Here is a 23,862-nt window from a genome sequence, read left to right as displayed (position 1 = left end):
TGGGCGCAGGCTCAAGCAACAATCGGGTGAGCGTGGCGGGATGACGCCGTTCAATGCGGTGGCGTGGGATCAGTCCAATAGTCCTGTTCCTGCCAGATCGCGCGCAAAGGCGCGCCTTGCCCGCAAAAGTGATCCTCGGTCGGGGCGCAGGCCCAGATGCGGTCGGTGCGGAAATGGCGAAACCCGTTGCGCAGCTCGCACCACGCCGCCAGCATGGTGCATTCGATGTGGTAGATCAACGCGACAGGCCGCACGATACGTTCGGTCCGCTGGCCTTCGGCGTTCACATAGGTGATGCGCAGTTTGCGTTCCGAACGGATCGCCTCACGGTAATTGACAATCGGGACACATCCCTTGGCAGGGTCATCCATTGGCGCGCCCCAGGGGGCTACTTGCAGCCAATCCGCAGGCGCACGCAGGGCTTCGATCTTGCGACACACCCGATCGGCGGCCTGTTGCAAGGTGCTGTCACCCGTTCGGGCCAGCATGGACAACCCCACCCACAGGGCTTCAACCTCTTCGGCGTCGAAATTCAGCGGCGGCAGGTCATACCCCCGCCGCATCATGTAGCCGACTCCGGCTTCTCCCTCGATCGGAGTGCGTTGCGCCTGAAGCGCGGCGATGTCGCGGTACACCGTACGCACCGACACTTCGAGCTTTTCGGCCAGCGCCTCGGCTGTGACCGGCGCGTCTGTGGCGCGCAGGATCTGGATGATTTCAAACAAGCGGGTCGAGCGGCGCATCGGCGTCTCCGGGGTTGATCTGCTGACACCTTAACACAGCCCCCTGACAAGGTGGTGTCAGCAGTGACCCGCCAGATTGGACATGAAATGAAGGAGGTCCCCATGCCAAGCCGCGACGATCACGTTATGATGACACTGCAATTGGGCCCATGGTCCCAAGGCCACAGGCTGCGCGCCTTCGAGATCGAGCGCGAGATCATGGCCGCCCGCCAACCTTGCGTCTCTCGTCGGCGCAAAAGACGATTATCCCTTGGGAACTTGAAACTGCTATGGGTTGGGCTGTTCTAAAAGTCTGCCTTGGCGCGAAATTTCATCGATGCGCCTCCATCGGGGCTTTTTAGCCTTAACTCCTCGGAATGCAGCATCAGGCGCGGGAAGTCCCGCGCCGGACCCTCGGCATAGAACGGGTCACCTAGAATGGGATGGCCCAACGCCTGCATATGCACCCGCAACTGGTGCGAGCGGCCGGTTTTCGGAAACAGCCGGATGCGGGTCGTCTGACCCTCATGTTTTACTACGCGCCAGTCGGTCACGGCGAGCTTGCCGGTTTCATGACACACCATCTGGCGCGGACGATTGGGCCAATCGACGATCAGCGGTAGGTCAACGGTGCCGGTCTTGTCAGCAACCTGCCCCCAGACGCGGGCGACATAGGTCTTGCGGGTCTGACGCTTTTCGAACTGCATACTCAGATGACGCTGCGAATGGGGCGTCTGCGCAAATACCATCACACCCGACGTATCCCGATCCAGCCGATGCACCAACAGCGCCTGCGGGAACGCGGCCTGAACCCGCGTCAGCAGGCAATCGGCCAGATGGTCACCCCGCCCTGGCACGGATAGCAGCCCCGAAGGTTTGTTGACCACGATCAGGTGGGCATCTTCGTGCAGCACATCCAAGGGTGTCAGGGGAGGATCATAGGCGTCGCTCATGCGCGCCTGCCTATCCTACAGCGCAACCTCCCGCAACGTCGGGCTTGCCTGAACTCAACAGTTCAGCAAATCTGGCCCAAAGCGGAGGAGAACACATGCACCCCACAATCGCCCGCATGCAAGAGGTCGTCGCCAAAGGAGACGAAACCCTGATCCATGAATTGCTGGCCGAGGACGTGCGCTTCTCGCCCCCAACCTACTACAGCACATGGACGGGCCGCGAACCCGTGGCCGCCGTGCTGGGGCATGTGGGGCAGGTGTTTTCTGATTTCCACTATCGCCGGATCATGGGAGAGGGCAAGGACTGGGCGCTGGAATTCCAATGCAAGGTCGGAGAACTGGATGCGGTGGGTGTTGACCTGATCACACTGAGCGACGATGGTCTGATTCAGGAATTCGAGGTCGTCATGCGCCCCTACAAGAGCGTTGGCGCCCTGCGCGAAGCGATGATGTCGCGCGTTATGACCGACGCGCGGTTCCTCAAGTTCAAAGACGCGCTCAGTTAAGATGCCCTTCGCCGCCGATCAATTGCTGCGGGTCCCGCTGCTGCCGGTCTTGGCGGCACAAGGGCTGGCCGTGCGGCGCAACGCGCGGCTGCTGCCCGAACCGACGGGCCCCCGTGCCGGGCGTTTCGGCCGCGGTCCGCGCCTGCGCTTGCTGATTGCCGGTGACAGTTCGGCTGCTGGGGTGGGCGCTGGCACACAAACACAAGCTCTGTCAGGATGCGTGGTGCGCAATCTATCCCGTCACTACTGCGTCGAATGGCAACTGGAGGCCACCACTGGCCACACCACCGAAGACACGATCGCCCGACTGGAGGGCCTAGACGGTCCCTTCGACATGGCAATCACGGCCCTGGGCGTCAACGACGTGACCCGTCTTGTATCTGCGAAGGTCTTCGCAGACCGACAGGCCCGGTTGATGGAACTGTTGACCGGCCCACTAAGGGTGCGTCGCGTTGTTGTGATGGCGGTTCCACAGATGCACCGCTTTCCCGCGCTGCCCCACCCTCTGGCCTGGGTGCTGGGTCAACAGGCAGCCAGGCTGGACCGGGCGCTTCAAAAGGTTGTCGCACAATATGCGCAAGCCCGGCACCTGGCCCTCGACTTACCGGACGACCCTGCACTGGCCGCACCGGATGGCTACCATCCCAGTCCCAAAACCTATGCGATCTGGGCAGAGACCGCCGCCCATCTGCTGCATCAAGGCTGAGCGCGCATCTGCCGGATCATCGGGATCGAATAGATAACAAGTGCGGCCCAGATCATCGGAAAAGCGATCATGCGGCCTTGGTCGATCTGCTCGCCGAACATAGTGATAGCGGTGATGAAGATCATGGTCGGCGCGATGTATTGGAGAATCCCCATCGTAGACAGGCGCACCAGCTTTGCCCCATTGGCATAAACCAACAACGGAATCGCGGTTACGATACCACAGCCAAGCAGCAGCATCGTATCCGAAGCCGACACCCCAAAGCGCCCCGTCCCCTGCGCGCCCAGCCACGTCACATAGGCTAAGGCCGGGATCAGCAGGATCAGCACTTCAAGCAAAAACCCCTGATTTGGCCCAATGGGAAGCGAACGTTTGAAGAAGGCGTAGAACCCCCAGCTCACCATCAATCCCAAGGCTGCCCATGGCAGGCTGCCCGCCTGCCAGATCAGTACCAAAACGCCCGTCGCTGCCAATCCTACAGCGACAAGCTGCGCACGGTTCAACGGCTCCCGCAGCAACACAGCGCCGAGCGCAATGCTGAACAACGGGTTGATGTAGTAACCCAGCGCCGCATCCAACGCATTCCCGCTCGCAATGGCCCAAACATAAATCGCCCAGTTCACTGAGATCAGCGCAGCCGTCAAACACGCCATGCCCAACATCTTCGGATTGCCCAGCGCCGCCTTCAAATCTTGTGTTCGTCCCAACACGACCAGCAGCGCCCCGGCGACCGGTACTGACCAGATGATCCGATGCGCCACAATCTCAACCGGCCCGACATGCGCCATCGCTTTCATGTAAAGAGGCAGAAAGCCCCACAAAACATAGGCCGTTACTGCTAAGGCCAACCCCTTTGGCGTATCTTCACGGTTCATTGGTGTGGGGGTATCTGCCACGTTTGGTCTCCGGTTGGTGCCCATTTCCTCTATGGCAAATCAAATGGTTTTGGGAACCAAGAAAACTGTGAAGAACCCTATCAAGAAATCTGATACGTCGCACCCAAGTCTGAGCATCAAGATGCGAGGCTCTGCCTCGCGCTCCGGGATATTTATTGCCAGATGAATGAAGGATTCCTGCTTCATTTGGCTTCAAATATCCCGGGGGAGTCGCCCGGAAAGGGCGGCGAGGGCAGCGTCCCTAGTTACGGCTCAATCTTTTGTACGCTCGGACTTGGGATCATACATCGGCTTCAGGGATGCTTCGGCTTTGACCTTCACGCCGCAGACGTCGATCTCATAGCTAGAAGCCAGTACATCGGCTGCCTTTTCACCCGCGCACGGCACATACCCCAGGCCGATTGCCGCGCCCAGCGTGTGACCGTAGTTGCCCGAACTCAGATATCCCACATATTCGCCATCCCGCAGAATGGGTTCATTGTGGAACAACAGCGGCTCAGAGTCGGTCAGTTTGAACTGAACCAACCGGCTTTGCGGTCCACTTTCTTTACGGGCAATAACCGCCTCACGACCGATGAAATCACTGCCCTTGTCGGTTTTAACGGCAAAACCCAACCCCGCATCGACCACGTGATCCTCGCAAGTAATGTCATGGCCGAAATGGCGAAAGCCCTTCTCGATCCGGCAAGAGTCCATCATATGCATCCCGCAGAGTTTCAGACCCATATCTTGCCCGGCCTCGTAGAGGATTTCGAACACGTGGCCCGCCATGTCGGAGGAGACGTAGATCTCCCACCCCAGTTCACCCACATAGGTGACGCGATGCGCGCGGGCGAGGCCCATGCCGATCTCGATCTCTTGCGCTGTGCCAAACGGGTTGGCCGCGTTCGAGAAATCGGCAGGCGAGACTTTTTGCAGCAACGTGCGTGCGTTGGGACCCATGACGGCCAGAACGCCCTCGCCTGCCGTGACATCAGTGATGACCACGTTGAACCCACCCGCGTGGCGTTGCATCCAGGTTTGATCGGCCAAACGCGTGGCTGCGGGGGTGACGACCAGATAGGCGGTCTCGGTCAGGCGGGTGACGGTCACGTCTGCCTCGATCCCACCGGTGCGGTTCAGGAACTGGGTGTAGACGATCTTGCCATTGGGCACTGAGTAATCGCCACCTCCAATGTAGTTCATGAACGCCTCGGCATCCGGCCCTTCGACGCGGATTTTGCCGAAAGAGGACATGTCATACATGCCGACATTCTCACGCACCGCGCGGTGTTCGGCGGCAGAGTTTTCGAACCAGTTCTGACGTTTCCAGCTATAGTGGTATTCGCGTTCCTGACCTGCATTGGCGAACCAGTTGGCGCGCTCCCACCCGGCCAGTTCACCCATGACGGCACCCTGTTCCAGCAGGTGATGGTGGAAGGGCGTGCGCCGCACGCCACGCGCGGTGGCCTTTTGGCGATAGGGGTAATGGTCGGCGTAAAGCAGTCCCAGCGTTTCCTTGGACCGTTCAAACAAGTATTTTTTGTTGCCCTGAAACGGCTGCATCCGGCTGATATCCACATCGCCCAGATCAAACGGCTTCTCACCGCTATCCATCCACTCGGCCAGCGCCATGCCTGCGCCGCCTGCGGATTGGATACCGATCGAGTTGAACCCGGCTGCGACCCAGACATTGTCCATCTCGGGCGCGAGACCCAAATGATAAGCATCATCGGGGGTGAACGATTCTGGCCCGTTGAAGAAGGTGTGAATCCCCGCCTCGGCCAGCATCGGCATCCGGTTCACCGCTGCCTCAAGGATCGGCTCGAAGTGGTCGAAATCCTCGGGTAGTTGGTCGAACTCGAAACTGTCGGGGATGCCCTCCATGGCCCATGGCTTCGCGTTGGGTTCAAATGCGCCCAGCAGGATTTTGCCCGCGTCTTCCTTGTAATAGGCGCACTCATCCGGCACGCGCAGAACCGGCAGCTGGGTCAGGCCGTCAATACTTTCGGTCACGATATAGAAATGCTCACACGCGTGCAGCGGGACGTTCACGCCTGCCATGCGCCCGACCTCATGCCCCCACATGCCCGCGCAATTCACCACCATATCGCATTCGATATGGCCCGAGGCGCTGCCGTCATCGGCAATCCAGTCAACGCCCGTGACTGTACGCCCCTGCTTGACGATCTCGGTGACTTTCACCCGTTCCTTGACGATCCCGCCGCGTTGCCGCGCGCCCTTGGCCAGCGCCAGTGCGATATTGGCCGGGTCGCCCTGCCCGTCCAGCGGCAGATAGACCGCGCCCTTGACGTCTTCGACATTCAGATGTGGGTACATCTCCTTGACGCGCTCGTTCGAGATTTCTTCGACCTCGACCCCAAAGGCGCGGGCCATGGCGGCCTGACGGTAGATCTCTTCCTTGCGTTCCTCGGTCAGCGCCACGGTGATAGAGCCGCAGCGTTTGAACCCCGTGGCAACACCGGTTTCTTCTTCGAGCGAGCCGTAAAGTTCCTGACTATATTTCGCCAGTTTGGTCATGTTCGCCGTCGCCCGCAACTGTGCGATCAGGCCGGCAGCGTGCCATGTGGTGCCGCTGGTCAGCTGCTTGCGCTCCAGCAGAACGACATCACTCCAGCCCTTCTTAGTCAGGTGATATGCGACCGAGCATCCGATGACGCCGCCGCCGATGATGACCACACGGGCCTTTGGGGGAAGATCAACCATCCTGAAATCTCCGCACTGTCAGGTTTGGGCCAAAATGCCACGAAGGATCGACAATAAATGCACCAAAAGCGTCACAAAACGAGTAATTTTCACCGATGTGTCGCGCGCTTTTCGCGACGCAGAACAAAGGGCGTGACGCCGAAAAAGCTTTTGTAGACCGAGGAAAACCCGTTTGGGAATCCACAGGCAAGGCCGATCTCGCGCACGCTCATGGTGGTATTGAGCAGCAGGTTATTGGCCTTGGCCAGCCGCATCTCGCGGTAGAAACCGTTGGGGGTGGTGCCGAAGAAGATCTTGAACTTCCGCTCAAGCGAGCGGTTGGACAGATGCAGTTCCTCGACGATCTGATGGATCGGCAGGGGATCTTCGATATTGGCCTGCATCAGCTTGATGCACTGGTCCAGTTTGGCATCCCCGGTGGCGGTCAAACGCGTGCCGGAAAACGGCTGCATCGAAGAAAAATCGCGGATGTTCTCGTGCAACATGATATCGGCCACGGTCATCTTGGCGGGCCCCGAGATGTGACGGCCAATCACCGACAGCGCCACATCCGTCGTCGCCTCCATCCCCGCGCAGGTGACGACGGCGCCTTGCTGGGTGGCGATGGAGAGCTTGGCCTCGAACCGGGCGCCGCGTTCGCGCAGGAATGAGGCGTTTTCCCAATGGGTTGCCATATCCTCGGTCCCGTGTTCGTCGATGTAACGACTGGCGGCTTCGGCCAGCAGAAACACCTGTGCGCCGCGATATGTGTAATCCGAAACCACGCGGCCCAGCGAAAGGTCGGGATGGTCAGGGTCGGTATTGCCGATAACAAACAGGTAATCCGCCTTGGGCTGGGTGCAGACAGCCTCGGTCTGGATCATCGCATCGCTGCTGGAATGGATCGCTCCACCCTTCAGGGATTTATACGCATAGGTAAAGGGCGGGTGCGGACAGACGCGATTGGCCAGACGCAGCACCTCGACCAGCGACGCCAGTTCCAGCAGCACATAGCCAGGGGCGACGAGGATATCGAAATGCTGCTGTGCCGCCATCGCCCTAGACGATCCGGTGTCGGGCGGCGTGCAGCGCGTGGGCCAGCGCCTCGATATGATCGGGGCCGACCTCGCAGCAGCCGCCGACAATGGTGGCCCCGTGTTCGACCCACTTCATCGCGAAATCGGCATAGGCTTCGGGGGTCAGGTCACGACGTTCTTCCAGCGCATCAACAGTGGGGGCGTCTTCCAAAAACCCTTGCGTGATGCCAGTGAAGCCATTGGCATAGGCCCCGTAAGGGCGGCCCATCGTTTCAAGGATCATCAGCGCGGGCATCACCGATTCCGGGCGAGTACAGTTGATCAGAACCGCATCGGGCGCGAAGCGATCGACCAGCGGCGCAACCTGCGCCAGATGCTCACCCGAACGCAGGCGGGTGCCGTCATTGTCCATCACTGACAGCGCCAGCCAGACGGGTTTGGTTGCGCTTTCCGTCCCGCGCAACGCGCCTTCGGCCTCTTGCAGGGACGAGACGGTTTCCAGCAGGAATAGGTCCACCCGGTCGTTCATCATCTGCACCAGTTCGGAAAATTTCACCGCTGCATCGTCTACATCGGGCTTCAGGTCTGGTCTGTACGACGCCAGCAGAGGCCCCAGCGCCCCCGCAATCCGTTTGTGGCGTGATCCGCGCGCACGTTCGGCCTGGGTCAACGCTTGGTCAATCAGATGAGGCAGTTGATCCTCGATCCCTTCCCGCACCAAGCGCGAGCGGTGGACGGCATAGGTATTGGTGGTGGCAACCGTCGCGCCCCGTTGGAAGTAATCCGCGTGGACCTGACCCACCAGGTCGGGTTGGTCGATCATCACGCGCGTCGACCACAGAGGTGTGGGTTTTTCGCCGCCGCGTTTGACCAATTCCTGCCCGATCGAGCCGTCCAACAGGGTTATATCCGCCATAGCCTTACCTTTCCTCAGGGAATTAGGACCAGTTTTCCCGCAAATGTTTTGGACTGAAAGTCCGCTTGCGCTTTGGTGATATCTCTTAGCGGATAGGTTTTTGAGATCAAAGGTTTGATCCGGCCTGCATTCATCAGTTCGACTAATCGTCCGAAGACCTCGAACGCCTGATGGGTGCAGCCGTGGATGGTGATGTCGCGCAAATAAATGTCGCGCAGATCTGCCTGAACGATGGGTCCGGCGATGGCACCGGATACCGCATACTGCCCGCCGGGTTTCAGCGACAGGATCAGGTTGGGCCACGCGGGACCGCCGACGACGTCAATCACCACATCGAACATGTCTTTCGGCAAGGGCGCGTCCCGGTCGAACGTATCCGTTGCTCCCTGATCTTTGACCACATCGGCTTTGGCTGGGCTGGTGACACCCCACACGGTCGCCCCGCGCAGCTGGGCCAGTTGCACGGCGGCCAGACCGACCCCGCCTGAAGCTCCGGTGATCAGAACCTTGTGCCCGGCGGTCACGCCCGCGCGCGTCAGAAGGTTCTCGGCCGTTCCAAAAGCGCAGGGGATGGCCGCGATCTCGGCATCAGATAGCGGAGACGCTGAGACGTCGTACAGGTCCGACGCTTCAACCAGGCAATATTGCGCGAAGGCCCCGTCGATCTCAGACCCCAGCGCGATGAAGCCGGTCGGATTGCCGGGGCGTGGGCGCGGCAGGTTGATCGGGCAGGTGACGCGCTGACCGGGTTGGAACCCAGTCTCGGGTCCGGCAAGTTCAACGATGCCGCACAGATCGCCGCCCTGAATGCGCGGGAACTCAAGCGCACCGCCCCAACCGCCCGCGTCGACCTCCTGATCCACAGCATCTGTCGCGCCGGTCACATCCGAGGAATACCAGCCGACGCGCGTGTTGATGTCGGTGTTGTTCACCCCGGCTGCCGCGACCCGGATCAGAACCTGACCGGGTCCGGGTTGCGGCACGGGAATATCCGCGCGAAATTCCAGCGCCTCGGGCCCGCCGTGGCGGGTTAGGTGAACGCCCTGCATAACGCGCGGAACAGCCATGGTCAGGCCCGCAGCCGGTCGTTGGCCGGATCCCAGAGGGGTTGATCCTCTTGCACCACGGCAGGGTATTTCTGACCGTAGATTTCGACCTCCAACGCGGTGCCCGGATTTGCCAGTTCCGACTTGATCATGCCCAGCGCGATGGATTTGCCCACGCGATAGCCCCATGCGCCGGACGTCGTCTCACCCACGATCTGATCGCCTTGCCAGATGCAGGACATATAGGGCGCGTCGCAGTCACCTGCCTCGACCGTCAGAGTCACGAACGACTTCTTCACCCCCTGCTGCTTTTCATTCAGGATCGCGGCCTTGCCGGGGAAATCCTGCGGCTTGTCTAGTTTGACAAAACGCCCAAGCCCGCCTTCCAACAGCGAGTAATCGGTGGACAGATCGCCCTTCCACGCGCGGTAGCCTTTTTCGATCCGCAGCGAGTTCAGCGCATACATGCCAAACGGCGTGGCACCAGCCTCAAGGATCGCGTCATAGATCGCAGGCATGTCGTCGTTCAGAGCGTGAACCTCCCAACCCAGTTCGCCAGCAAAGGATACGCGGATCAGATAGGCGGGTTTCCCTGCCACAGTGGCGGCCTGATGGGTCAGCCAGCCCAGCGACAGGTCGGCATCGGTGAGACCCGACAGGATCTCACGCGATTTTGGGCCGGTGACGATCAGCGTGTCGCGTGTGGTGGTCACATCCTCGACACTGACACCTGAGGGCATCGCATTCACCAGAATGTCCCGGTCATGCCATTGCGCGGTGGCGGCGGTGATCATGACGAACTCATCCTCACCCAGACGCAGGCAGGACATTTCGGTCAGGATGCGGCCCCGGTCGTCGGCGATATAGACCAGATTGATCCGGCCCACCTTGGGCAGACCACCCGTCACCAGCCCACGCAGCGCCTCGGCCGCGCCTTCCCCCTTGACCATGAAGCGCGAGAAACCCGGCAGGTCCAGCACGCCGCAATGGTCGCGCACGGCCTCGCATTCTTCTTTGATCCGCTGCTCCCACGGGCCCGAGCGGCCCCATGTATGCGTCGCATCCAGCGAGGTATCGTCGCCCGGCTTGGCGAACCAATTGGCGCGTTCCCAGCCGTTATAGGCACCCATCACGCCGCCCAGTTCCTTAATCTTGTCATGGACCGGAGACAGCTTCTTGTCCCGCGCTGCAGGCCATTCATGATGCGGGAAGTGCATGGCGTATTCGTTGCCGTAGACCTCCATACCCTTCTGATTGCAGTAGTCCTGATCGGTGTAATCGGTGTAACGGCGGGGATCGACGGCCCACATATCCCATTCGGTCGCGCCATCGACGATCCATTCGGCCAGCACCTTGCCTGCGCCGCCGCCCTGCGCGATGCCGAAGGTAAAGGTGTGCGCCTCGAACGCGTTGCTTACGCCGGGCATCGGCCCGATCAGAGGCAACCCATCCGGCGCGTAAGGGATCGGCCCGTTGATCACCCGACCCACGCCCGAGGTTGCCATCAGCGGCACCCGCTCCATCGCGTCAGTGACGATGTCTTCGATCCGGTCCAGATCATCGTTCCAAAGCTGGAAGCTGAAATCCTCGGGCATCGGATCGTCTTCGGTCATCCAATGGCCCTTGCAGTTGGGTTCATAGGGACCAAGGTTAAAGCCGTTCTTCTCCTGCCGCAGGTAATACGAGATATCCACGTCGCGCAGCAGCGGCAGCTTGCCGCCGTTTTCCTTCGACCATGCCTCAACCTCGGGGATTTCGTCGGTCAGCAGGTACTGGTGGCTCATGACCATCGCAGGCACCGTGCGCCCGCCAAAGGGTTTGAACCATTCCCCCACGCGCTGCGCATAGTACCCGGCGGCGTTGACCACATAGTCACAGTCGATATCGCCCTTATCGGTGTGAACGGTCCATGTGCCATCGTCGTGCTGTGTCACCCCGGTTGCCGGGCAGAAACGGATGATCTTTTGCCCCATGTCCCGCGCGCCTTTGGCCAGAGCCTGCGTCAGCTGCGCCGGGTCGATGTCGCCGTCGGTCGGATCGTACAGAACGCCCTCAAGATCATGGGTTTCAAGGAAGGGATAGCGCTCTTTGGCCTCTTCCGCTGTCCACATCTCCATCGGGATGCCTTGATAACGACCCATGGACAGGGCGCGTTCGAACTCCTGCATCCGTTCCTTGCTATGCGCCAGTCGGATCGAGCCCGAGACGTGGTAGTTCATCGGGTAATCGACCTCATCCGCCAGCCGCGAATACAGCTCGGTCGAGTAGCGCTGCATGTTCATGATCGCCCATGAGGTCGAAAAGGTCGGCACATTGCCCGCCGCGTGCCACGTCGAGCCCGCTGTCAGTTCGTTCTTTTCCAGCAGAACGCAGTCGGTCCAGCCCTTCTTGGCCAGATGGTAAAGCGATGAACAGCCGACGACGCCGCCGCCGATGATGACCACACGGGCCTTGGTTGGAAAATCACTCATGGTTTTGCTTCCCTGTTAGTGTGCCCGCTGGGGCAGATCGTCTTTGATGTCGTAGTAGTCGCCCTTGTCGGCGACGAAGATATGTTGGGCGAGTTTCAAGCCGGTGGGCTCGTCCAGAGACCCTATTGAAACCGCAATCGTGTCCTCATCATTATGCTGCCAAAACAGGAACGAGCCGCAGGCGCTGCAAAAGCCGCGCTTGGCGATGTCCGAGGCGCGATACCAACCCAGCGTCTCGCTGGAGGTAAAGCTGAGGTTGTCCTGATGGGTTTCGCAGGAGGCCCAGAGATGACCCGATTGCCTGCGGCATTGGCCGCAATGGCAGGCGTTGGGTGCGGCGAGGTCTCCGTCAATGGTGAAGGCGACCTTGCCGCAGAGGCAGGAACCGGTGTGCATGTCTTTACCCCCTTGCTGTAGGCGTTGCGCTGGTACCCAGCAACACACCGTAGATGATGAAACAGGTCGCCATCACGCGGCGGACCCAGATATTGAACACAGCGCCCAGCGCGGCCTTGCCCATCAGCGCGCCCAACAAGGTAAATCCGGTGTAGCTGAGCGTTGTGATGACCAGAGCGGTGGGCATGATCACTCCCATCTGCTGCCAGACCGGAACCTCGGGTTGAACGAATTGCGAAAACGCCGCCAGATACCCGGCCACGCTTTTGGGATTGATGGTCGCCACTGCCAGTGCGTGCAGATAAACGTGGCGCGCGGGTCGCTCGGACGCGGGCGCGGGTTTGCTGGCATTGATCCAGCCGCGGATGCCCATCCAGATCAAGAACCCCGCGCCGATCAGTTTGGCGATGAAAAACCCGGTGGGTGACGCCGCGATCAGCGCCGTGACGCCCAGCGCGGACAGGATCAAAAAGGCGCTGGCCTGTGTCAGGATCGCCAGCACGCCCAACATAGCCCTGGCAAAGGGCAGGCTCATTCCGTTTGAGATGCAATTGACCGCATTCGGCCCCGGTGTGGTGACGAACACCACCCAGAACAGAGCGAATATGGTCCAGGCCTCGAAGCTCATTCAATACACCGGCGGGGCGATGACCCAGATGGCCACGGCGGGCTCATCATAGGGGTTCGCCCAGTGATAGGGTTCGTGTTTGATACGGAAACTGTCGCCCGGCCCGACCGAGAACTGCCGTCCTCCAATCGTTAGGTCCAACCGCCCCGAGATCATATAGCCCACCTCTTGCGTCGGACGATTGGCAGGGGTCTGCATCTGCGAGCGGGGCTCGAAGGTGGAATGCACCATCTCAAAATCATCGGTCAGATCGGGTGAGAGCAATTCCTCGATCAGTCCTTCCTCACCCGATCCCATTGGACGGCGCGAGCCTGCGCGGACGACATATCCCTGTTCGGCCGCCGGGGCGGCAGAATGGGCAAACAGCATCGACATGGGCACGCCCAGACAATCGGCCATCTGTCGCAGGTCCGAGATGGACGGGTCAGACATATCCCGCTCGACCTGGCTCAGCCACCCGACCGAGCGGTTCAGCTTTGCCGCAATCTCGCTCAGCGTCAGTCCGCGCGCTTTGCGCAAGGCGCGGATATCGGCACCGAGGGTCGCGCTTTGGGGGGCCTGCGAGTTCAATTGCCGCTCCGCGTTGTCGTGAAATTTCATCCCTGTTTTTCACGATGGCGCGAATCGATGAAAAAACCAAGCGTTTTTTCACTTGGGTCACGCGGCCGGGTTCGGTATCGGTCACGCATGTGGATAGCAGTGATGTATCTGTGGGCGATCAATACCCTGACTCTGCTGGCCTTTGGCTGGGACAAACTTCGCGCGCGGCGGCGCAAGCGCCGGGTGCCGGAACGCCGCCTTTTGTGGCTGGCGGCGCTGGGTGGCGGCCCCGGAGCCGTGGTTGGGCGCTGGATTTTTCGCCACAAAACCCGCAAAGGCCGGTTTTCAGCATGGCTGTTTGCAATTCTGATAGTTCAGGCCGCTGCTTGCTATGCGGCCTTCACCTATCTGCCCCCGTTGCTGGGCTAACCGACCTTAACGCGCAAACACATCGCGCAAGATGGCAGCGAGCTCATCAGCATCCGCTTGGGTAAACGCATCTGGTAGATCGCTGTCGATATCAAACACCGCGATCACCTCACCCTGCGAGTCAAAGACAGGCAGTACCAGTTCCGACCGGGTCGAGGACGCACAGGCGATATGACCAGGAAAAGCCTCCACATCGGGTACAATTTGCACTTCTCCGGTGCGGGCTGCTGCTCCACAGACGCCGCGTGCAAACGGGATCACCAGACAGCCATGTCCACCCTGATACGGCCCGATCTTCAACACCTCGGGCTCGGTCACGCGATAAAACCCGGTCCAGTTGAAGCGGTCATCGCTGTGATGCACCTCGCAGGTGACAGTGGCCATCAGGGCGACCTGATCCGTTTCGCCTTCGGTCAGGGCGGCGATGGTTTTTGCGAGGGTGGAATAGTCAACGGTCATGGCAGCACTTTGAGGCAAGGGTATCAGGGGGCGCTACCCCCTCATGAGCCGGTGGCTCAATTCACCTCCGCCGTATTTGAAACAAGAAGAATGGTCAAACGCGTTCTATGGCAATGGCGGTGCCTTCGCCACCCCCGATGCAGATGGCCGCAACGCCGCGTTTGAGGTTTCGTTTCTCGAGCGCATTCAGCAATGTGACCATGATCCGCGCGCCGGATGCGCCGATGGGATGGCCCAGAGCGCACGCGCCGCCATTCACGTTCACCTTGTCGCGCGGCAAACCCATTTCGTGCATGAAGGCCATGGGCACGACGGCGAAGGCCTCGTTCACCTCCCACAGGTCCACATCATCAGTGGTCCAACCGATCTGCGTCAGCAGTTTTTGCGCGGCAGGCACCGGGGCAGTCGTAAACAGGCCGGGGGCCTGTGCGTGGCTGGCATGGCCCAGAATACGGGCGCGGATGGTCAGGGCTTGCGCCTGGGCGGCTTCCTCCGACGCCAGCACTAAGGCCGCAGCCCCGTCCGAGATCGACGAGGCATTGGCCGCTGTCACCGTTCCATCCTTGCGGAAGGCCGGTTTCAGGGTCGGGATTTTCTCGGGCCGGGCCGAAAGAGGTTGCTCGTCGGTGGATTGTGTGACGTCCCCTTTGCGCGTTTTCAGGGTAACAGGCGTGATCTCATCCGCAAAGGCGCCGGTTTCTTGTGCCTGCAGCGCGTTCGACAGAGACTGCAGCGCGTAGTCATCCTGTGCCTCGCGGGTGAACTGATAGGCCTCGGCACAATCCTCGGCGAAGGTACCCATCAAACGCCCCTTGTCATAGGCGTCCTCGAGCCCGTCCAAAAACATGTGGTCAACCACCTGCCCATGGCCGATCCGGGCGCCGCCGCGCATTTTGGGCAACAGATAGGGGGCGTTGGTCATGCTCTCCATCCCGCCAGCAACCATCGTGTCTGCGTGCCCCAAGGCGATCTGGTCATAGGCCATCATCGCAGCCTTCATTCCCGACCCGCACATCTTGTTGAGGGTGGTCGCGGGAACCTCTTCACCCAGACCGGCGGCGAAACCTGCCTGCCGCGCAGGGGCTTGGCCCTGACCCGCGGGCAGGACGCAGCCCATCAGCACCTCGTCCGCAGTATCGGCCCCGGCGCCCTGCAAGGCGGCGCGGATTGCCGTTCCGCCCAGATCAGCGGCGCTGACGCCATCGAACATCCCTTGAAACCCACCCATCGGGGTCCGTGCTGCACCTGCGATTACAACTTGCTTCATCGGGAGGCTCCTTTTCTGCTTTTCCGTATGGATGGATACCGAATGGTAAGAATTGGCGTCTAGCGTATTTCTACGCATGATTTGCAATTCAGAGGACCGGCGCGCATGAGCCTGACCAGCAAAACAACCGACTCGGCCCAGATTATCACGGTGCATTCCGACCGGATCGACGCCGCCATGGCCATCCAGTTCAAGGAAGAGATGCGGCAAGAGGCCGAAGGCGGTGCTGCGCGGGTAGTGCTAGATCTGACGAGGGTGGAATTCATCGACTCCAGCGGTCTCGGGGCGATCGTCGCCGCCATGAAACAGCTTGGCAGTGATCGCAGGCTGGATCTGGCGGGGTTGCACCCCTTTGTCGAAAAGGTTTTTCGCCTGACCCGTATGGACACGGTTTTCAAGCTATACCCGACGCTGGGCGACGCGCTTGCGTCCACCGCCGACTGAGCCCGCAGATCGAATGAATAAGCGCCCTGCCCATGTGTACCGGTAACTGCCTGGATCTTCAGTTCTCAGCCACAGCGTCCGATGCCAGCGCGGGCATCGCTCAGCTCAGCGCCTGCCTGAAAGCGCAAGGCCTGCCCGCGCACAAGGCGGGGGACGTAAAAATCGCGCTAGCCGAGGCAATCAACAACGTGGTCGAGCATGCCTATGCCGGGGTCACACCCGCTCAGGTCAAGGTGCGGTGTCGGCTGAACCAAGACTGGCTTGAAATACTGATTTCGGACACCGGCAACCCTCTGCCCGGATTTCGGGTGCCCGAAGGTATGCCGGCGGCGCTGGGGTCATCGCGCGACGAACTGCCCGAGGGCGGATTTGGCTGGTTCCTGATCCATGAATTGACCAGCGATATCCGGTATGAGCGCAGCAACGGCTGCAACAGGCTGTCCCTGCGCTTTGATTTCCCGGACGCCGAGTGACAGGTAAAAGGTCACAATAACGCCCAAATCGAACCATTGTCGCGCCGCAAATCAGGGTCATACATTTACCTGTAGCTCAGATAGCTTCCCTCGGCGCCAAGTGTCACAGCCCCCACCCAGTGAACGGCGCCGAGGAATTTCCCCTTGATTTGACTGGACAATAGATCGACGCGCGATACCTTCGGCGCGAGTTATTGGGGAATACTGTTATGCGCGATTTTCACGTTCCGGGTCGGTCCGAAGTCCTGTCAACGGAAGGCATGTGCGCAACATCGCACCCGCTGGCTGCGCAAGTTGCGATAAGCATTCTGGAACAGGGCGGTAATGCGATGGATGCCGCGATTGCGGGCGCAGTTCTGCTGGGACTGTGCGAGCCACAGATGACCGGATTGGGCGGAGATTGCTTTGTCCTGTTCAACCGTGCTGGCGAAACCAAAATCCGCGCCCTTAACGGATCAGGCCGCGCTCCCGCGATGGCCAATGCGGACGCCTTGCGCTCACAGGGTCTGAATGCGGTTCCCCTGTCCTCGCCCGAGGCGGTGACAATACCAGGCGCGGTCGATGCCTTTTGCCACCTGGCCGAAACCGAGGGCCGGATCGGGTTGGATTCGGTCCTTAGCCCTGCCATCCACTATGCGGATACCGGCGTGCCTGTGGCCCCGCGCGTGGCTTTGGACTGGAATATTGGAGCAGCCACGCTGCAAGGATCCGCGCGAGATCACTACCTGATCGACGGCAAGGTCCCCAAAACGGGGCAAATCTTCCGCTCTCCGGGTCAGGCAGAAGTTCTACGCCAAATCGCACAACACGGGCGCGATGCGTTTTATACCGGCGACATTGCCGAGGACATGGTTGCCGCACTGTCGCAATTGGGCGGTGTTCACACGATCGAAGATTTTCGGACCACCCAATGTACCGTCACCCTACCAGTCAACAGCAGCTACAACGGTGTCGAGATGTACGAACACCCCCCCAACGGTCAGGGGGCGACGGCGCTTTTGTTGTTAAATATCCTGAAAAATTTCGACCTTTCCGGGATGGACCCGTTCAGCGCGGAACGTATTCATATCGAGGCCGAGGCCTCAAAACTGGCCTATGACGCGCGTAATCGCTTTATCGCCGATCCTGATCACGCCACGCAGGCTGAAAAGTTCACCGATCAGGCGCTGGCAGATCAGCTCGCCGCCCTGATCGATCCTAAGCGGGCGATGCCAGCCGCCGCTCCGCTGACCGAGGCGATCCACAAGGATACGGTTTATATTACCGTCGTCGATCGGGATCGGATGGCCGTGTCTCTGATCTATTCGATCTTTCACAGTTTTGGGTCGGGCATCGCCTCACCGAAATACGGGATACTGCTTCAAAACCGGGGCGCTGGCTTTACCTTGCAGGCCGGACATCCGAATGAGATGGGGCCGGGCAAGCGCCCGATGCACACGATCATTCCCGGTATGCTGAAACAGAACGACCGCATCACCATGCCATTCGGCGTAATGGGCGGATCGTTTCAACCCACCGGACACGCACGCCTGTTGTCCAACCTGACGGATCACGGGTTGGGATTGCAGGACAGCATCGACGCCCCGCGCGCCTTCGCCGATGGAAACGTTATGAAACTGGAACGCGGAATTCCGCCCAGCGTCGTGCAACAATTGTCAGATCTGGGCCACAACGTTCAAATCCCGGAAACGCCACTGGGTGGAGCGCAGGCTATCCGAATCCGCGATGACGGTGTTCTGGAAGGTGCCAGCGACCCCCGAAAAGACGGTTGCGCTCTTGGCTACTGATCCTGAACGCGCACGATGCGCCGATCAGTTTAGGTGGAAATGCAGCGGGTATGCGCCGTTTTCAAACGGGCCGAACATGTCTGGAATATCAGGATGTTCCACCGGCTCGCCGGACTGATCGGCAACCAGATTTTGTTCAGAAACATAAGCAACATAGAAGGATTGGTCGTTTTCGGCCAACAAATGATAGAACGGCTGATCCTTGATCGGGCGGCTATCTTCGGGGATGGCCTGATACCATTCTTCTGTGTTCGAGAATTCCGGGTCTACGTCAAAAATCACCCCTCGGAAGGGATGTTTCTTGTGACGGACCACCTGGCCCAATTTGTACTTGGCATGTGTCTTCAGCATATCTTCAGCCCCCAAAGAACTTACTACTCTTTTCCCGGCGGAAATGCCAATCAATGATCGGATTTTAAGGGAAACAGTCTGTGAACCTTCTACTAACAGTGTTCGAAATTGCGGCTCCGGTCTTTCTTTTGGCCGGGATCGGATTTGCGTGGGTCAAGCTGGGGTTCGAATACCGGCTGCAATTTGTGACCCGTCTGGGCGTTACGCTGGCGGTGCCCTGTCTGATCTTTGTCGCCCTGATGCAGACCGAGATCACAGCCACCGAGCTGACGCGGTTCACGTTGGCGGCCATCACCGGGCATGTGGTGCTTGCGGTGGCCTTTGGCCTGTTCGTGCGGCTCAGCGGCTTGGATCGCCGCACATTTCTTGCCCCGCTGATCTTTGGCAACACAGGCAATCTGGGGGTGCCGCTGTGCATCTTTGCCTTTGGGCAGGCGGGGCTGGGATTTGCGGTGGTTTTTCTGGCTGTAACGGCGCTCTTTTCCTTTACCTATGGGATCTATCTTGTGGCGGGCAAAGGTGCGTTCGGCAAAGCCGCGCGCGAACCGATGGTCTGGGCCACCCTGCTGGGTGCCCTGTTCCTGTGGCGCGGTTGGGAAACGCCCGTTTTCCTGACCAATACGCTGGACCTGCTTGGGCAAATGGCCATCCCCCTGATGCTGATCACGCTGGGCGTGGCGATCGCGCGGCTGACCTCGCGCAGTTTGGGACAGGCGCTTTGGCTGTCTGCGCTGAAACTGGCGGTGTGCTTTGGGCTGGGCTGGGGCATCGCGCTGGCATTTGACCTGGATAGCGTCGCGTTTGGCGTTCTGGTCCTGCAAATGTGCACCCCGGTGGCTGTGACCTCGTACCTGCTGGCCGAACGGTTCGAAGCGGACGCAGACGCCGTCGCAGGCCTGGTTATGGTGTCAACTGTCCTGTCTGTGGGCGCGTTGCCTTTAATTCTAGCTATTGTGTTGTAGCGATTGTGATTTCCTAAAGGCTCAATCTGCGCTAGAATGAAGAAAAAAGGCACGAGGCACATGAGCAGAATTCTTATCGTACTCTTCGGGGTGCTGCTTTTGGCATCCTGTAGTGGTGGCTCCAAACAGCCGCCCAGCAAGCTAAATGACGCGTGCAGCATTGCGCGTGAACGTCCTGATTTTATCAAAGCCTTCAAAAGCACCGAGCGGAAATGGGGTGTCCCCGTCCACGTTCAGATGGCGACGATCTATCAGGAAAGCCGCTATCGCCACGATGCGCGCACCCCGCATAAATACGTGTTGGGTGTCATCCCGATGGGCCGTCAAAGCAGCGCCTATGGGTTCAGTCAAGCTTTGGACGGCACGTGGGAGGAATACCAGCGCGAAACCGGCAAGCGCCGCGCCAAGCGCGACCGTATCCGCGACGCGTCGGATTTCATCGGTTGGTACATGAACAAAACCAACCAGCGCAACGGCATCCAGCTGCATGACACCCGCAACCAGTATCTGGCCTATCACGAAGGCCATACCGGCTACGCTCGTGGGAGCCATTACAGCAAAACATGGTTGTTGAACGTGGCCAATGATGTGGACGCGCGCGCCAAACTCTATCAGGCACAGCTGGCGGGCTGCCGAATTTAACAGCCCAGCGGGTCAGCGATCGCCTGACCCGCTCCGCGTCCTTTTCGTGAACAGGTCGCTGTTCAGCTTGCCATCAGTTTCCAGCTGCCCCAGCAGAACGGTCGTTTGGCTGCCTGCGTTATCGTGGATCACCCATTTGCGCAGTTCGACCGGATCACCGGTAAACATCAGCTCGATCCGACCCGAATCCGGGTTCTTGGGGTCCTGCGCCGTCACGACCGTGGCGGTACCGTCAAAATCGTGACCGACCACCATATTGGCCTGTCCCAGATTCACATTCCGCGCCAGCACCAGCGACAGGGGCGTACGTTTTAGTGGATATTGCTCAGCCGGCTGGTTGGACTTGGGATCAAATATCTGAACGGTTCCAGCCCGCGCCAGTACCACTGCGCTGTTGGGCGGATCATATTCGAACCGCATCTTGCCAGGGCGTTCGATCCACAATTTCCCGGTGCTGAGCGAGCCATCGTCGTTGACCTGCGTGAACGTGGTCTCAACGGTTTTCAGCTCGTTCAGGTAGTTTGATATCTGCGATAGCGGCAGCTTGTCCGCCGCCCACGCGGCGGGTGCGGACAATGTCAAAGCAAGGGCAAAAGCAATCTGTTTCATGAGGCACAGATAGGCCTTCTGCCCTTGTTATTAAATATCCTATTGCTCGGGGACGAGGATTTCGCGCTTTCCGACGTGATTGGCAGCGGAAACAACGCCTTCGTCCTCCATCTGCTCAACCAGACGCGCGGCTTTGTTGTAACCGATGGCAAGTTTCCGCTGGATATAAGAGGTCGAGCACTTGCGATCCTTGATCACAATCGCCACAGCCTGATCATAGAGAGCGTCCTCGCCATTGGTGTTGCCACCGGTATTCAGGCCAAGAACTGCATCGATATTGTCGGCCTTTTCCTCGGCCGGACCATCGACGACACCGCTCATGTAATCGGGCGGGCCGAACTGTTTCAGGTGGTTGACGATTTCTTCGACCTCTTCGTCCGACACGAACGGGCCGTGGCAGCGAGTGATCTTGGCCCCGCCAGCCATATAGAGCATGTCGCCCTGCCCCAGCAGTTGCTCGGCACCCATCTCGCCCAAAATGGTGCGGCTGTCGACTTTCGAGGTCACCTGGAACGAGATCCGGGTGGGGAAGTTTGCCTTGATCGTACCGGTGATCACATCGACCGAAGGCCGCTGCGTCGCCATGATCAGGTGAATACCCGAGGCCCGTGCCATCTGCGCCAGACGTTGGATGCAAGCTTCAATCTCTTTGCCCGCGACCATCATCAGGTCGGCCATCTCGTCGACGATGACGACAATGTAGGGCATCGCCTCGGGCGCGAATTCTTCGGTCTCGAAGGTGGGTTCGCCGGTTTCATCGTCAAAGCCCGTTTGGACCGTGCGGCTGAACATCTCGCCCTTGGCCAACGCATCCTTCACACGGCCATTATAGCCCGCGATATTGCGCACGCCCATCTTGGACATCTTGCGATAACGATCCTCCATCTCGCCAACGACCCATTTCAGGGCGACAACCGCCTTTTTCGGGTCGGTCACAACGGGCGACAGCAGATGCGGGATACCGTCGTAAACAGACAGTTCCAGCATCTTGGGGTCGATCATGATCAGGCGGCATTCATCAGGCGTCAACTTATAGAGCAGCGACAGGATCATCGTGTTGATCGCCACCGACTTACCGGACCCCGTGGTCCCTGCGATCAGCAGGTGAGGCATCTTGGCAAGGTTCGCCACGACTGACTCACCGCCGATATCCTTACCCAAGGCCAACGGCAGCGCATGGTTGCCGTCGCCGAAATCACGGCTGGCAAGGATTTCACGCAGCACCACCATCTCGCGATTTTCGTTGGGCAGTTCGATGCCGATGACCGAGCGCCCTGGCAAGGTCGAAACACGCGCCGACAGCGCCGACATCGAGCGTGCGATATCGTCGGCCAAACCGATCACACGGCTGGCTTTCAGACCGGGCGCGGGCTCTAGTTCGTACATAGTAACAACCGGACCCGGGCGAACACTGACGATCTCCCCCTTGACGCCATAGTCATCCAGAACGTTTTCCAGCATCCGGGCGTTTTCCTCCAACGCTTCATCGCTGAGGTGATGGCGCTGAATGTTCGCCGGGTTGGCCAGCAGGCCCAAAGGCGGCAATTCGAAATCGGAATGCTTGTCCTCGAACGACAGCGCAGGCTGCGCTTCGGCCTGCGCGCGGCGCGAAGGCTGAGGCGCGCGGCGCACAGGTTGCGCGACAACCGGTTTGCGCGGCTCCGCCACGGGGATTTTCATCGCGGGCCGAGACTGCAGCGCAGGCTCGGGCGTGTCCTCGAATACGGCGTCGTCATAGTCCGGCTCGGGCGCGAAGTCCTGATGTAAGGGCTCCTGCCATTCGGTCGGTTCTGCCGTCAGCATCGACTTGGGCGGCAAACCAGTCGAAGTCATCGGCGGTTCCGGCGGCAATTCGCCAGCACCTGAGTTCAGGATCAACGGATCAGGCCCACGCCCCCGCCCCTTGGTCAGCGGCAGGTTCGGGTCATATTCGGGCGCCATCTCACCCGCGGCGACCTTGCGGTTGCGTACAGCGGCGGAAATCTTCGACCGGATGCGGTCCTCGCCTGGCATCTCGTCAACATCGACCAGAGATTCCCGGTCAATGAGTTCGGGCTCGGGCATCGGATCGGGGCGGCGGATCAGATCGGGGATGCGTGACAGCAGGCCCGGTTTCGCGGGCTCGGGCGCGGTCAGCGGCGGTTCGTCAAAGACCGGGTCGGCGTAGGCCAGTTCATCTTCGAATACAGCCTCCGCGGCCTCGGCGCGCGCGACCTTGCGCTCATCCCATTGCGCTCGGCGATCACGGGCGGCCTGCGCGGTCGCGGCGGCCCCACGACCCAGCAGGTTCATCAACCCGTCATAGGACATAACCAAACCCAGCAGAAACGCCCGGAATCCTTTGCGCACATCGTCGCGCGTGAAGCCCAGAACAAAAACGCCTAGCGCCAGCAACCCGAGCGCCATGGCCAGTGACATCAGCTTGACCATGAAATGCGATGCGACCGGCAACAGTGTCAGCAACGCGCCCATGACGGTGTCGCCAAACAGCCCGCCCAGACCAAAACTATGGGTCGAACGCCAAGCCTCATCGGGCACCAAAGTCGCTGCATAGACCGAGACGACGGCAATCCAAATCGGCGCAAAAATCAACCGTGCAATCGCGCGATCCTCGCCAAAATGCCCGGCAAAGCGCACGCCCCAGCCGATCAGGACCAAGGCGATGCTCCAACTGCCCCAGCCCACGATCATGAACAAGGGTGCCGCGATCGAGGCCCCAATCCGCCCCATCCAGTTCTGCACCGGCGCATCGGTCGAGACCATCCAGTTCGGATCATCCGGCGTGTAGGACCAGATCATCGCCGCCGAGGCCAACCCCAGCAGGATCAAGGCAATCCCGATCAGCTCTTTGCTGCGCCGTTCAATGGCGGCTTGCGTTGTACTGTCCAGCAATGGATCGCGGTTGCGCGCGTTCAATGATGCCATTTTGCCCTCGTA

At 60.0% G+C, this 23,862-nt stretch carries 25 protein-coding genes; 9 read left to right on the top strand and 16 right to left on the bottom strand.

Annotated features, from left to right (window positions below; translation table 11 throughout):
* Positions 1-50: 50 nt before the first annotated feature.
* Positions 51-743, bottom strand: a complete 693-nt coding sequence (locus tag ACR3E7_RS16255; RefSeq protein ID WP_170791172.1) for a helix-turn-helix transcriptional regulator — start codon at positions 741-743, stop codon at positions 51-53.
* A gap of 102 nt (positions 744-845) precedes the next feature.
* Here ACR3E7_RS16255 and ACR3E7_RS16250 point away from each other — a divergent pair, with 102 nt between their 5' ends.
* Positions 846-1,031, top strand: a complete 186-nt coding sequence (locus tag ACR3E7_RS16250) for a hypothetical protein (protein WP_480505306.1) — start codon at positions 846-848, stop codon at positions 1,029-1,031.
* On the opposite strand, the gene ACR3E7_RS16245 is transcribed toward ACR3E7_RS16250, so the two are convergent.
* The gene (locus ACR3E7_RS16245) at positions 1,028-1,675 is read right to left on the bottom strand and encodes an RluA family pseudouridine synthase (protein ID WP_480505304.1); all 648 of its coding nucleotides are present in this window, start codon (positions 1,673-1,675) and stop codon (positions 1,028-1,030) included. The two genes, ACR3E7_RS16250 and ACR3E7_RS16245, sit on opposite strands and share 4 nt — an antisense overlap.
* 95 nt (positions 1,676-1,770) lie before the next feature.
* Here ACR3E7_RS16245 and ACR3E7_RS16240 point away from each other — a divergent pair, with 95 nt between their 5' ends.
* Together ACR3E7_RS16240 and ACR3E7_RS16235 are read left to right on the top strand one after the other, a co-directional pair.
* Positions 1,771-2,181 (top strand): nuclear transport factor 2 family protein, encoded by a 411-nt coding sequence (locus ACR3E7_RS16240; protein ID WP_480505302.1) that lies wholly within the window; start codon positions 1,771-1,773, stop codon positions 2,179-2,181.
* Position 2,182: 1 nt separating this feature from the next.
* Positions 2,183-2,887 (top strand): SGNH/GDSL hydrolase family protein, encoded by a 705-nt coding sequence (locus tag ACR3E7_RS16235; protein WP_480505300.1) that lies wholly within the window; start codon positions 2,183-2,185, stop codon positions 2,885-2,887.
* Here the strand turns inward: ACR3E7_RS16235 and rarD are convergent.
* The 9 genes from rarD to ACR3E7_RS16190 form a co-directional block, all read right to left on the bottom strand.
* The gene (rarD, locus tag ACR3E7_RS16230) at positions 2,878-3,762 is read right to left on the bottom strand and encodes an EamA family transporter RarD (RefSeq protein WP_170775004.1); all 885 of its coding nucleotides are present in this window, start codon (positions 3,760-3,762) and stop codon (positions 2,878-2,880) included. The genes ACR3E7_RS16235 and rarD overlap by 10 nt on opposite strands.
* A gap of 273 nt (positions 3,763-4,035) precedes the next feature.
* Positions 4,036-6,489 (bottom strand): GcvT family protein, encoded by a 2,454-nt coding sequence (locus ACR3E7_RS16225; protein WP_480505298.1) that lies wholly within the window; start codon positions 6,487-6,489, stop codon positions 4,036-4,038.
* Positions 6,490-6,578: 89 nt separating this feature from the next.
* Entirely contained in the window at positions 6,579-7,523 is a 945-nt protein-coding gene (locus ACR3E7_RS16220; RefSeq protein ID WP_480505296.1) for a GlxA family transcriptional regulator, read from the bottom strand.
* A 4-nt stretch (positions 7,524-7,527) separates the two neighbouring features.
* On the bottom strand, positions 7,528-8,421 hold the full coding sequence (locus ACR3E7_RS16215) for a homocysteine S-methyltransferase family protein (RefSeq protein WP_170774764.1): 894 nt from the start codon (positions 8,419-8,421) through the stop codon (positions 7,528-7,530).
* A gap of 14 nt (positions 8,422-8,435) precedes the next feature.
* Positions 8,436-9,488: a zinc-binding dehydrogenase gene (locus ACR3E7_RS16210; protein ID WP_480505294.1), complete on the bottom strand. Its 1,053-nt coding sequence runs from the start codon at positions 9,486-9,488 to the stop codon at positions 8,436-8,438.
* 2 nt (positions 9,489-9,490) lie between these two features.
* Positions 9,491-11,938: a GcvT family protein gene (locus ACR3E7_RS16205; protein ID WP_170791187.1), complete on the bottom strand. Its 2,448-nt coding sequence runs from the start codon at positions 11,936-11,938 to the stop codon at positions 9,491-9,493.
* Between the two features lie 15 nt (positions 11,939-11,953).
* On the bottom strand, positions 11,954-12,334 hold the full coding sequence (locus ACR3E7_RS16200) for a GFA family protein (protein ID WP_170791189.1): 381 nt from the start codon (positions 12,332-12,334) through the stop codon (positions 11,954-11,956).
* 4 nt (positions 12,335-12,338) lie between these two features.
* Positions 12,339-12,962: a LysE family translocator gene (locus ACR3E7_RS16195; RefSeq protein WP_170783066.1), complete on the bottom strand. Its 624-nt coding sequence runs from the start codon at positions 12,960-12,962 to the stop codon at positions 12,339-12,341.
* Positions 12,963-13,562 (bottom strand): helix-turn-helix domain-containing protein, encoded by a 600-nt coding sequence (locus ACR3E7_RS16190; protein WP_237217553.1) that lies wholly within the window; start codon positions 13,560-13,562, stop codon positions 12,963-12,965. It lies immediately after the preceding gene.
* Positions 13,563-13,664: 102 nt separating this feature from the next.
* Here ACR3E7_RS16190 and ACR3E7_RS16185 point away from each other — a divergent pair, with 102 nt between their 5' ends.
* Positions 13,665-13,931, top strand: a complete 267-nt coding sequence (locus ACR3E7_RS16185) for a DUF1294 domain-containing protein (RefSeq protein WP_237215654.1) — start codon at positions 13,665-13,667, stop codon at positions 13,929-13,931.
* Positions 13,932-13,937: 6 nt separating this feature from the next.
* Here ACR3E7_RS16185 and ACR3E7_RS16180 read toward each other — a convergent pair whose 3' ends face one another.
* Positions 13,938-14,390, bottom strand: coding sequence for a GAF domain-containing protein (locus ACR3E7_RS16180; protein ID WP_170774774.1), 453 nt, complete (start codon positions 14,388-14,390; stop codon positions 13,938-13,940).
* A gap of 94 nt (positions 14,391-14,484) precedes the next feature.
* Positions 14,485-15,657, bottom strand: a complete 1,173-nt coding sequence (locus ACR3E7_RS16175; RefSeq protein ID WP_480505290.1) for an acetyl-CoA C-acyltransferase — start codon at positions 15,655-15,657, stop codon at positions 14,485-14,487.
* Positions 15,658-15,762: 105 nt separating this feature from the next.
* Between ACR3E7_RS16175 and ACR3E7_RS16170 the strand changes: the two genes are divergently transcribed.
* The 3 genes from ACR3E7_RS16170 to ggt all read left to right on the top strand — a co-directional run bounded on the left by ACR3E7_RS16170 (position 15,763) and on the right by ggt (position 18,361).
* Complete coding sequence (locus tag ACR3E7_RS16170) at positions 15,763-16,101, top strand: STAS domain-containing protein (protein ID WP_170791196.1); 339 nt, start codon at positions 15,763-15,765, stop codon at positions 16,099-16,101.
* A 32-nt stretch (positions 16,102-16,133) separates the two neighbouring features.
* Positions 16,134-16,574, top strand: a complete 441-nt coding sequence (locus ACR3E7_RS16165; protein ID WP_170791198.1) for an ATP-binding protein — start codon at positions 16,134-16,136, stop codon at positions 16,572-16,574.
* Positions 16,575-16,783: 209 nt separating this feature from the next.
* A complete protein-coding gene (gene ggt, locus ACR3E7_RS16160) occupies positions 16,784-18,361 on the top strand; it encodes a gamma-glutamyltransferase (RefSeq protein WP_480505288.1) in 1,578 nt (525 codons plus the stop codon).
* Positions 18,362-18,385: 24 nt separating this feature from the next.
* Here the strand turns inward: ggt and hspQ are convergent, their stop codons facing one another.
* On the bottom strand, positions 18,386-18,712 hold the full coding sequence (gene hspQ / locus ACR3E7_RS16155) for a heat shock protein HspQ (protein ID WP_170774786.1): 327 nt from the start codon (positions 18,710-18,712) through the stop codon (positions 18,386-18,388).
* 80 nt (positions 18,713-18,792) lie between these two features.
* On the opposite strand from hspQ, the gene ACR3E7_RS16150 reads away from it, so the two are divergent.
* Both ACR3E7_RS16150 and ACR3E7_RS16145 read left to right on the top strand, forming a co-directional pair.
* Positions 18,793-19,674: an AEC family transporter gene (locus tag ACR3E7_RS16150; RefSeq protein WP_170791202.1), complete on the top strand. Its 882-nt coding sequence runs from the start codon at positions 18,793-18,795 to the stop codon at positions 19,672-19,674.
* Between the two features lie 60 nt (positions 19,675-19,734).
* Entirely contained in the window at positions 19,735-20,316 is a 582-nt protein-coding gene (locus tag ACR3E7_RS16145; RefSeq protein ID WP_170774790.1) for a transglycosylase SLT domain-containing protein, read from the top strand.
* A 12-nt stretch (positions 20,317-20,328) separates the two neighbouring features.
* Here the strand turns inward: ACR3E7_RS16145 and ACR3E7_RS16140 are convergent, their stop codons facing one another.
* Both ACR3E7_RS16140 and ACR3E7_RS16135 read right to left on the bottom strand, forming a co-directional pair.
* Positions 20,329-20,925 (bottom strand): LolA family protein, encoded by a 597-nt coding sequence (locus ACR3E7_RS16140; protein ID WP_170791204.1) that lies wholly within the window; start codon positions 20,923-20,925, stop codon positions 20,329-20,331.
* A 39-nt stretch (positions 20,926-20,964) separates the two neighbouring features.
* Positions 20,965-23,850, bottom strand: coding sequence for a DNA translocase FtsK (locus ACR3E7_RS16135; RefSeq protein ID WP_480505285.1), 2,886 nt, complete (start codon positions 23,848-23,850; stop codon positions 20,965-20,967).
* Positions 23,851-23,862 lie beyond the last annotated feature (12 nt).

It is taken from the genome of Ruegeria sp. BK1, from assembly GCF_056535645.1.
Note: the sequence above shows the minus strand (reverse complement) of the source record. Positions and strands in the feature narration are given on the sequence as shown.

Excerpts from the sequence above, each read along its gene's own strand:
- ACR3E7_RS16255 (WP_170791172.1), bottom strand. The coding sequence starts at position 743 with ATGCGCCGCTCGACCCGCTTGTTTGAAATCATCCAGATCCTGCGCGCC.
- ACR3E7_RS16250 (WP_480505306.1), top strand. The coding sequence starts at position 846 with ATGCCAAGCCGCGACGATCACGTTATGATGACACTGCAATTGGGCCCA.
- ACR3E7_RS16245 (WP_480505304.1), bottom strand. The coding sequence starts at position 1,675 with ATGAGCGACGCCTATGATCCTCCCCTGACACCCTTGGATGTGCTGCAC.
- ACR3E7_RS16240 (WP_480505302.1), top strand. The coding sequence starts at position 1,771 with ATGCACCCCACAATCGCCCGCATGCAAGAGGTCGTCGCCAAAGGAGAC.
- ACR3E7_RS16235 (WP_480505300.1), top strand. The coding sequence starts at position 2,183 with ATGCCCTTCGCCGCCGATCAATTGCTGCGGGTCCCGCTGCTGCCGGTC.
- rarD (WP_170775004.1), bottom strand. The coding sequence starts at position 3,762 with ATGAACCGTGAAGATACGCCAAAGGGGTTGGCCTTAGCAGTAACGGCC.
- ACR3E7_RS16225 (WP_480505298.1), bottom strand. The coding sequence starts at position 6,489 with ATGGTTGATCTTCCCCCAAAGGCCCGTGTGGTCATCATCGGCGGCGGC.
- ACR3E7_RS16220 (WP_480505296.1), bottom strand. The coding sequence starts at position 7,523 with ATGGCGGCACAGCAGCATTTCGATATCCTCGTCGCCCCTGGCTATGTG.
- ACR3E7_RS16215 (WP_170774764.1), bottom strand. The coding sequence starts at position 8,421 with ATGGCGGATATAACCCTGTTGGACGGCTCGATCGGGCAGGAATTGGTC.
- ACR3E7_RS16210 (WP_480505294.1), bottom strand. The coding sequence starts at position 9,488 with ATGGCTGTTCCGCGCGTTATGCAGGGCGTTCACCTAACCCGCCACGGC.
- ACR3E7_RS16205 (WP_170791187.1), bottom strand. The coding sequence starts at position 11,938 with ATGAGTGATTTTCCAACCAAGGCCCGTGTGGTCATCATCGGCGGCGGC.
- ACR3E7_RS16200 (WP_170791189.1), bottom strand. The coding sequence starts at position 12,334 with ATGCACACCGGTTCCTGCCTCTGCGGCAAGGTCGCCTTCACCATTGAC.
- ACR3E7_RS16195 (WP_170783066.1), bottom strand. The coding sequence starts at position 12,962 with ATGAGCTTCGAGGCCTGGACCATATTCGCTCTGTTCTGGGTGGTGTTC.
- ACR3E7_RS16190 (WP_237217553.1), bottom strand. The coding sequence starts at position 13,562 with ATGAAATTTCACGACAACGCGGAGCGGCAATTGAACTCGCAGGCCCCC.
- ACR3E7_RS16185 (WP_237215654.1), top strand. The coding sequence starts at position 13,665 with ATGTATCTGTGGGCGATCAATACCCTGACTCTGCTGGCCTTTGGCTGG.
- ACR3E7_RS16180 (WP_170774774.1), bottom strand. The coding sequence starts at position 14,390 with ATGACCGTTGACTATTCCACCCTCGCAAAAACCATCGCCGCCCTGACC.
- ACR3E7_RS16175 (WP_480505290.1), bottom strand. The coding sequence starts at position 15,657 with ATGAAGCAAGTTGTAATCGCAGGTGCAGCACGGACCCCGATGGGTGGG.
- ACR3E7_RS16170 (WP_170791196.1), top strand. The coding sequence starts at position 15,763 with ATGAGCCTGACCAGCAAAACAACCGACTCGGCCCAGATTATCACGGTG.
- ACR3E7_RS16165 (WP_170791198.1), top strand. The coding sequence starts at position 16,134 with ATGTGTACCGGTAACTGCCTGGATCTTCAGTTCTCAGCCACAGCGTCC.
- ggt (WP_480505288.1), top strand. The coding sequence starts at position 16,784 with ATGCGCGATTTTCACGTTCCGGGTCGGTCCGAAGTCCTGTCAACGGAA.
- hspQ (WP_170774786.1), bottom strand. The coding sequence starts at position 18,712 with ATGCTGAAGACACATGCCAAGTACAAATTGGGCCAGGTGGTCCGTCAC.
- ACR3E7_RS16145 (WP_170774790.1), top strand. The coding sequence starts at position 19,735 with ATGAGCAGAATTCTTATCGTACTCTTCGGGGTGCTGCTTTTGGCATCC.
- ACR3E7_RS16140 (WP_170791204.1), bottom strand. The coding sequence starts at position 20,925 with ATGAAACAGATTGCTTTTGCCCTTGCTTTGACATTGTCCGCACCCGCC.
- ACR3E7_RS16135 (WP_480505285.1), bottom strand. The coding sequence starts at position 23,850 with ATGGCATCATTGAACGCGCGCAACCGCGATCCATTGCTGGACAGTACA.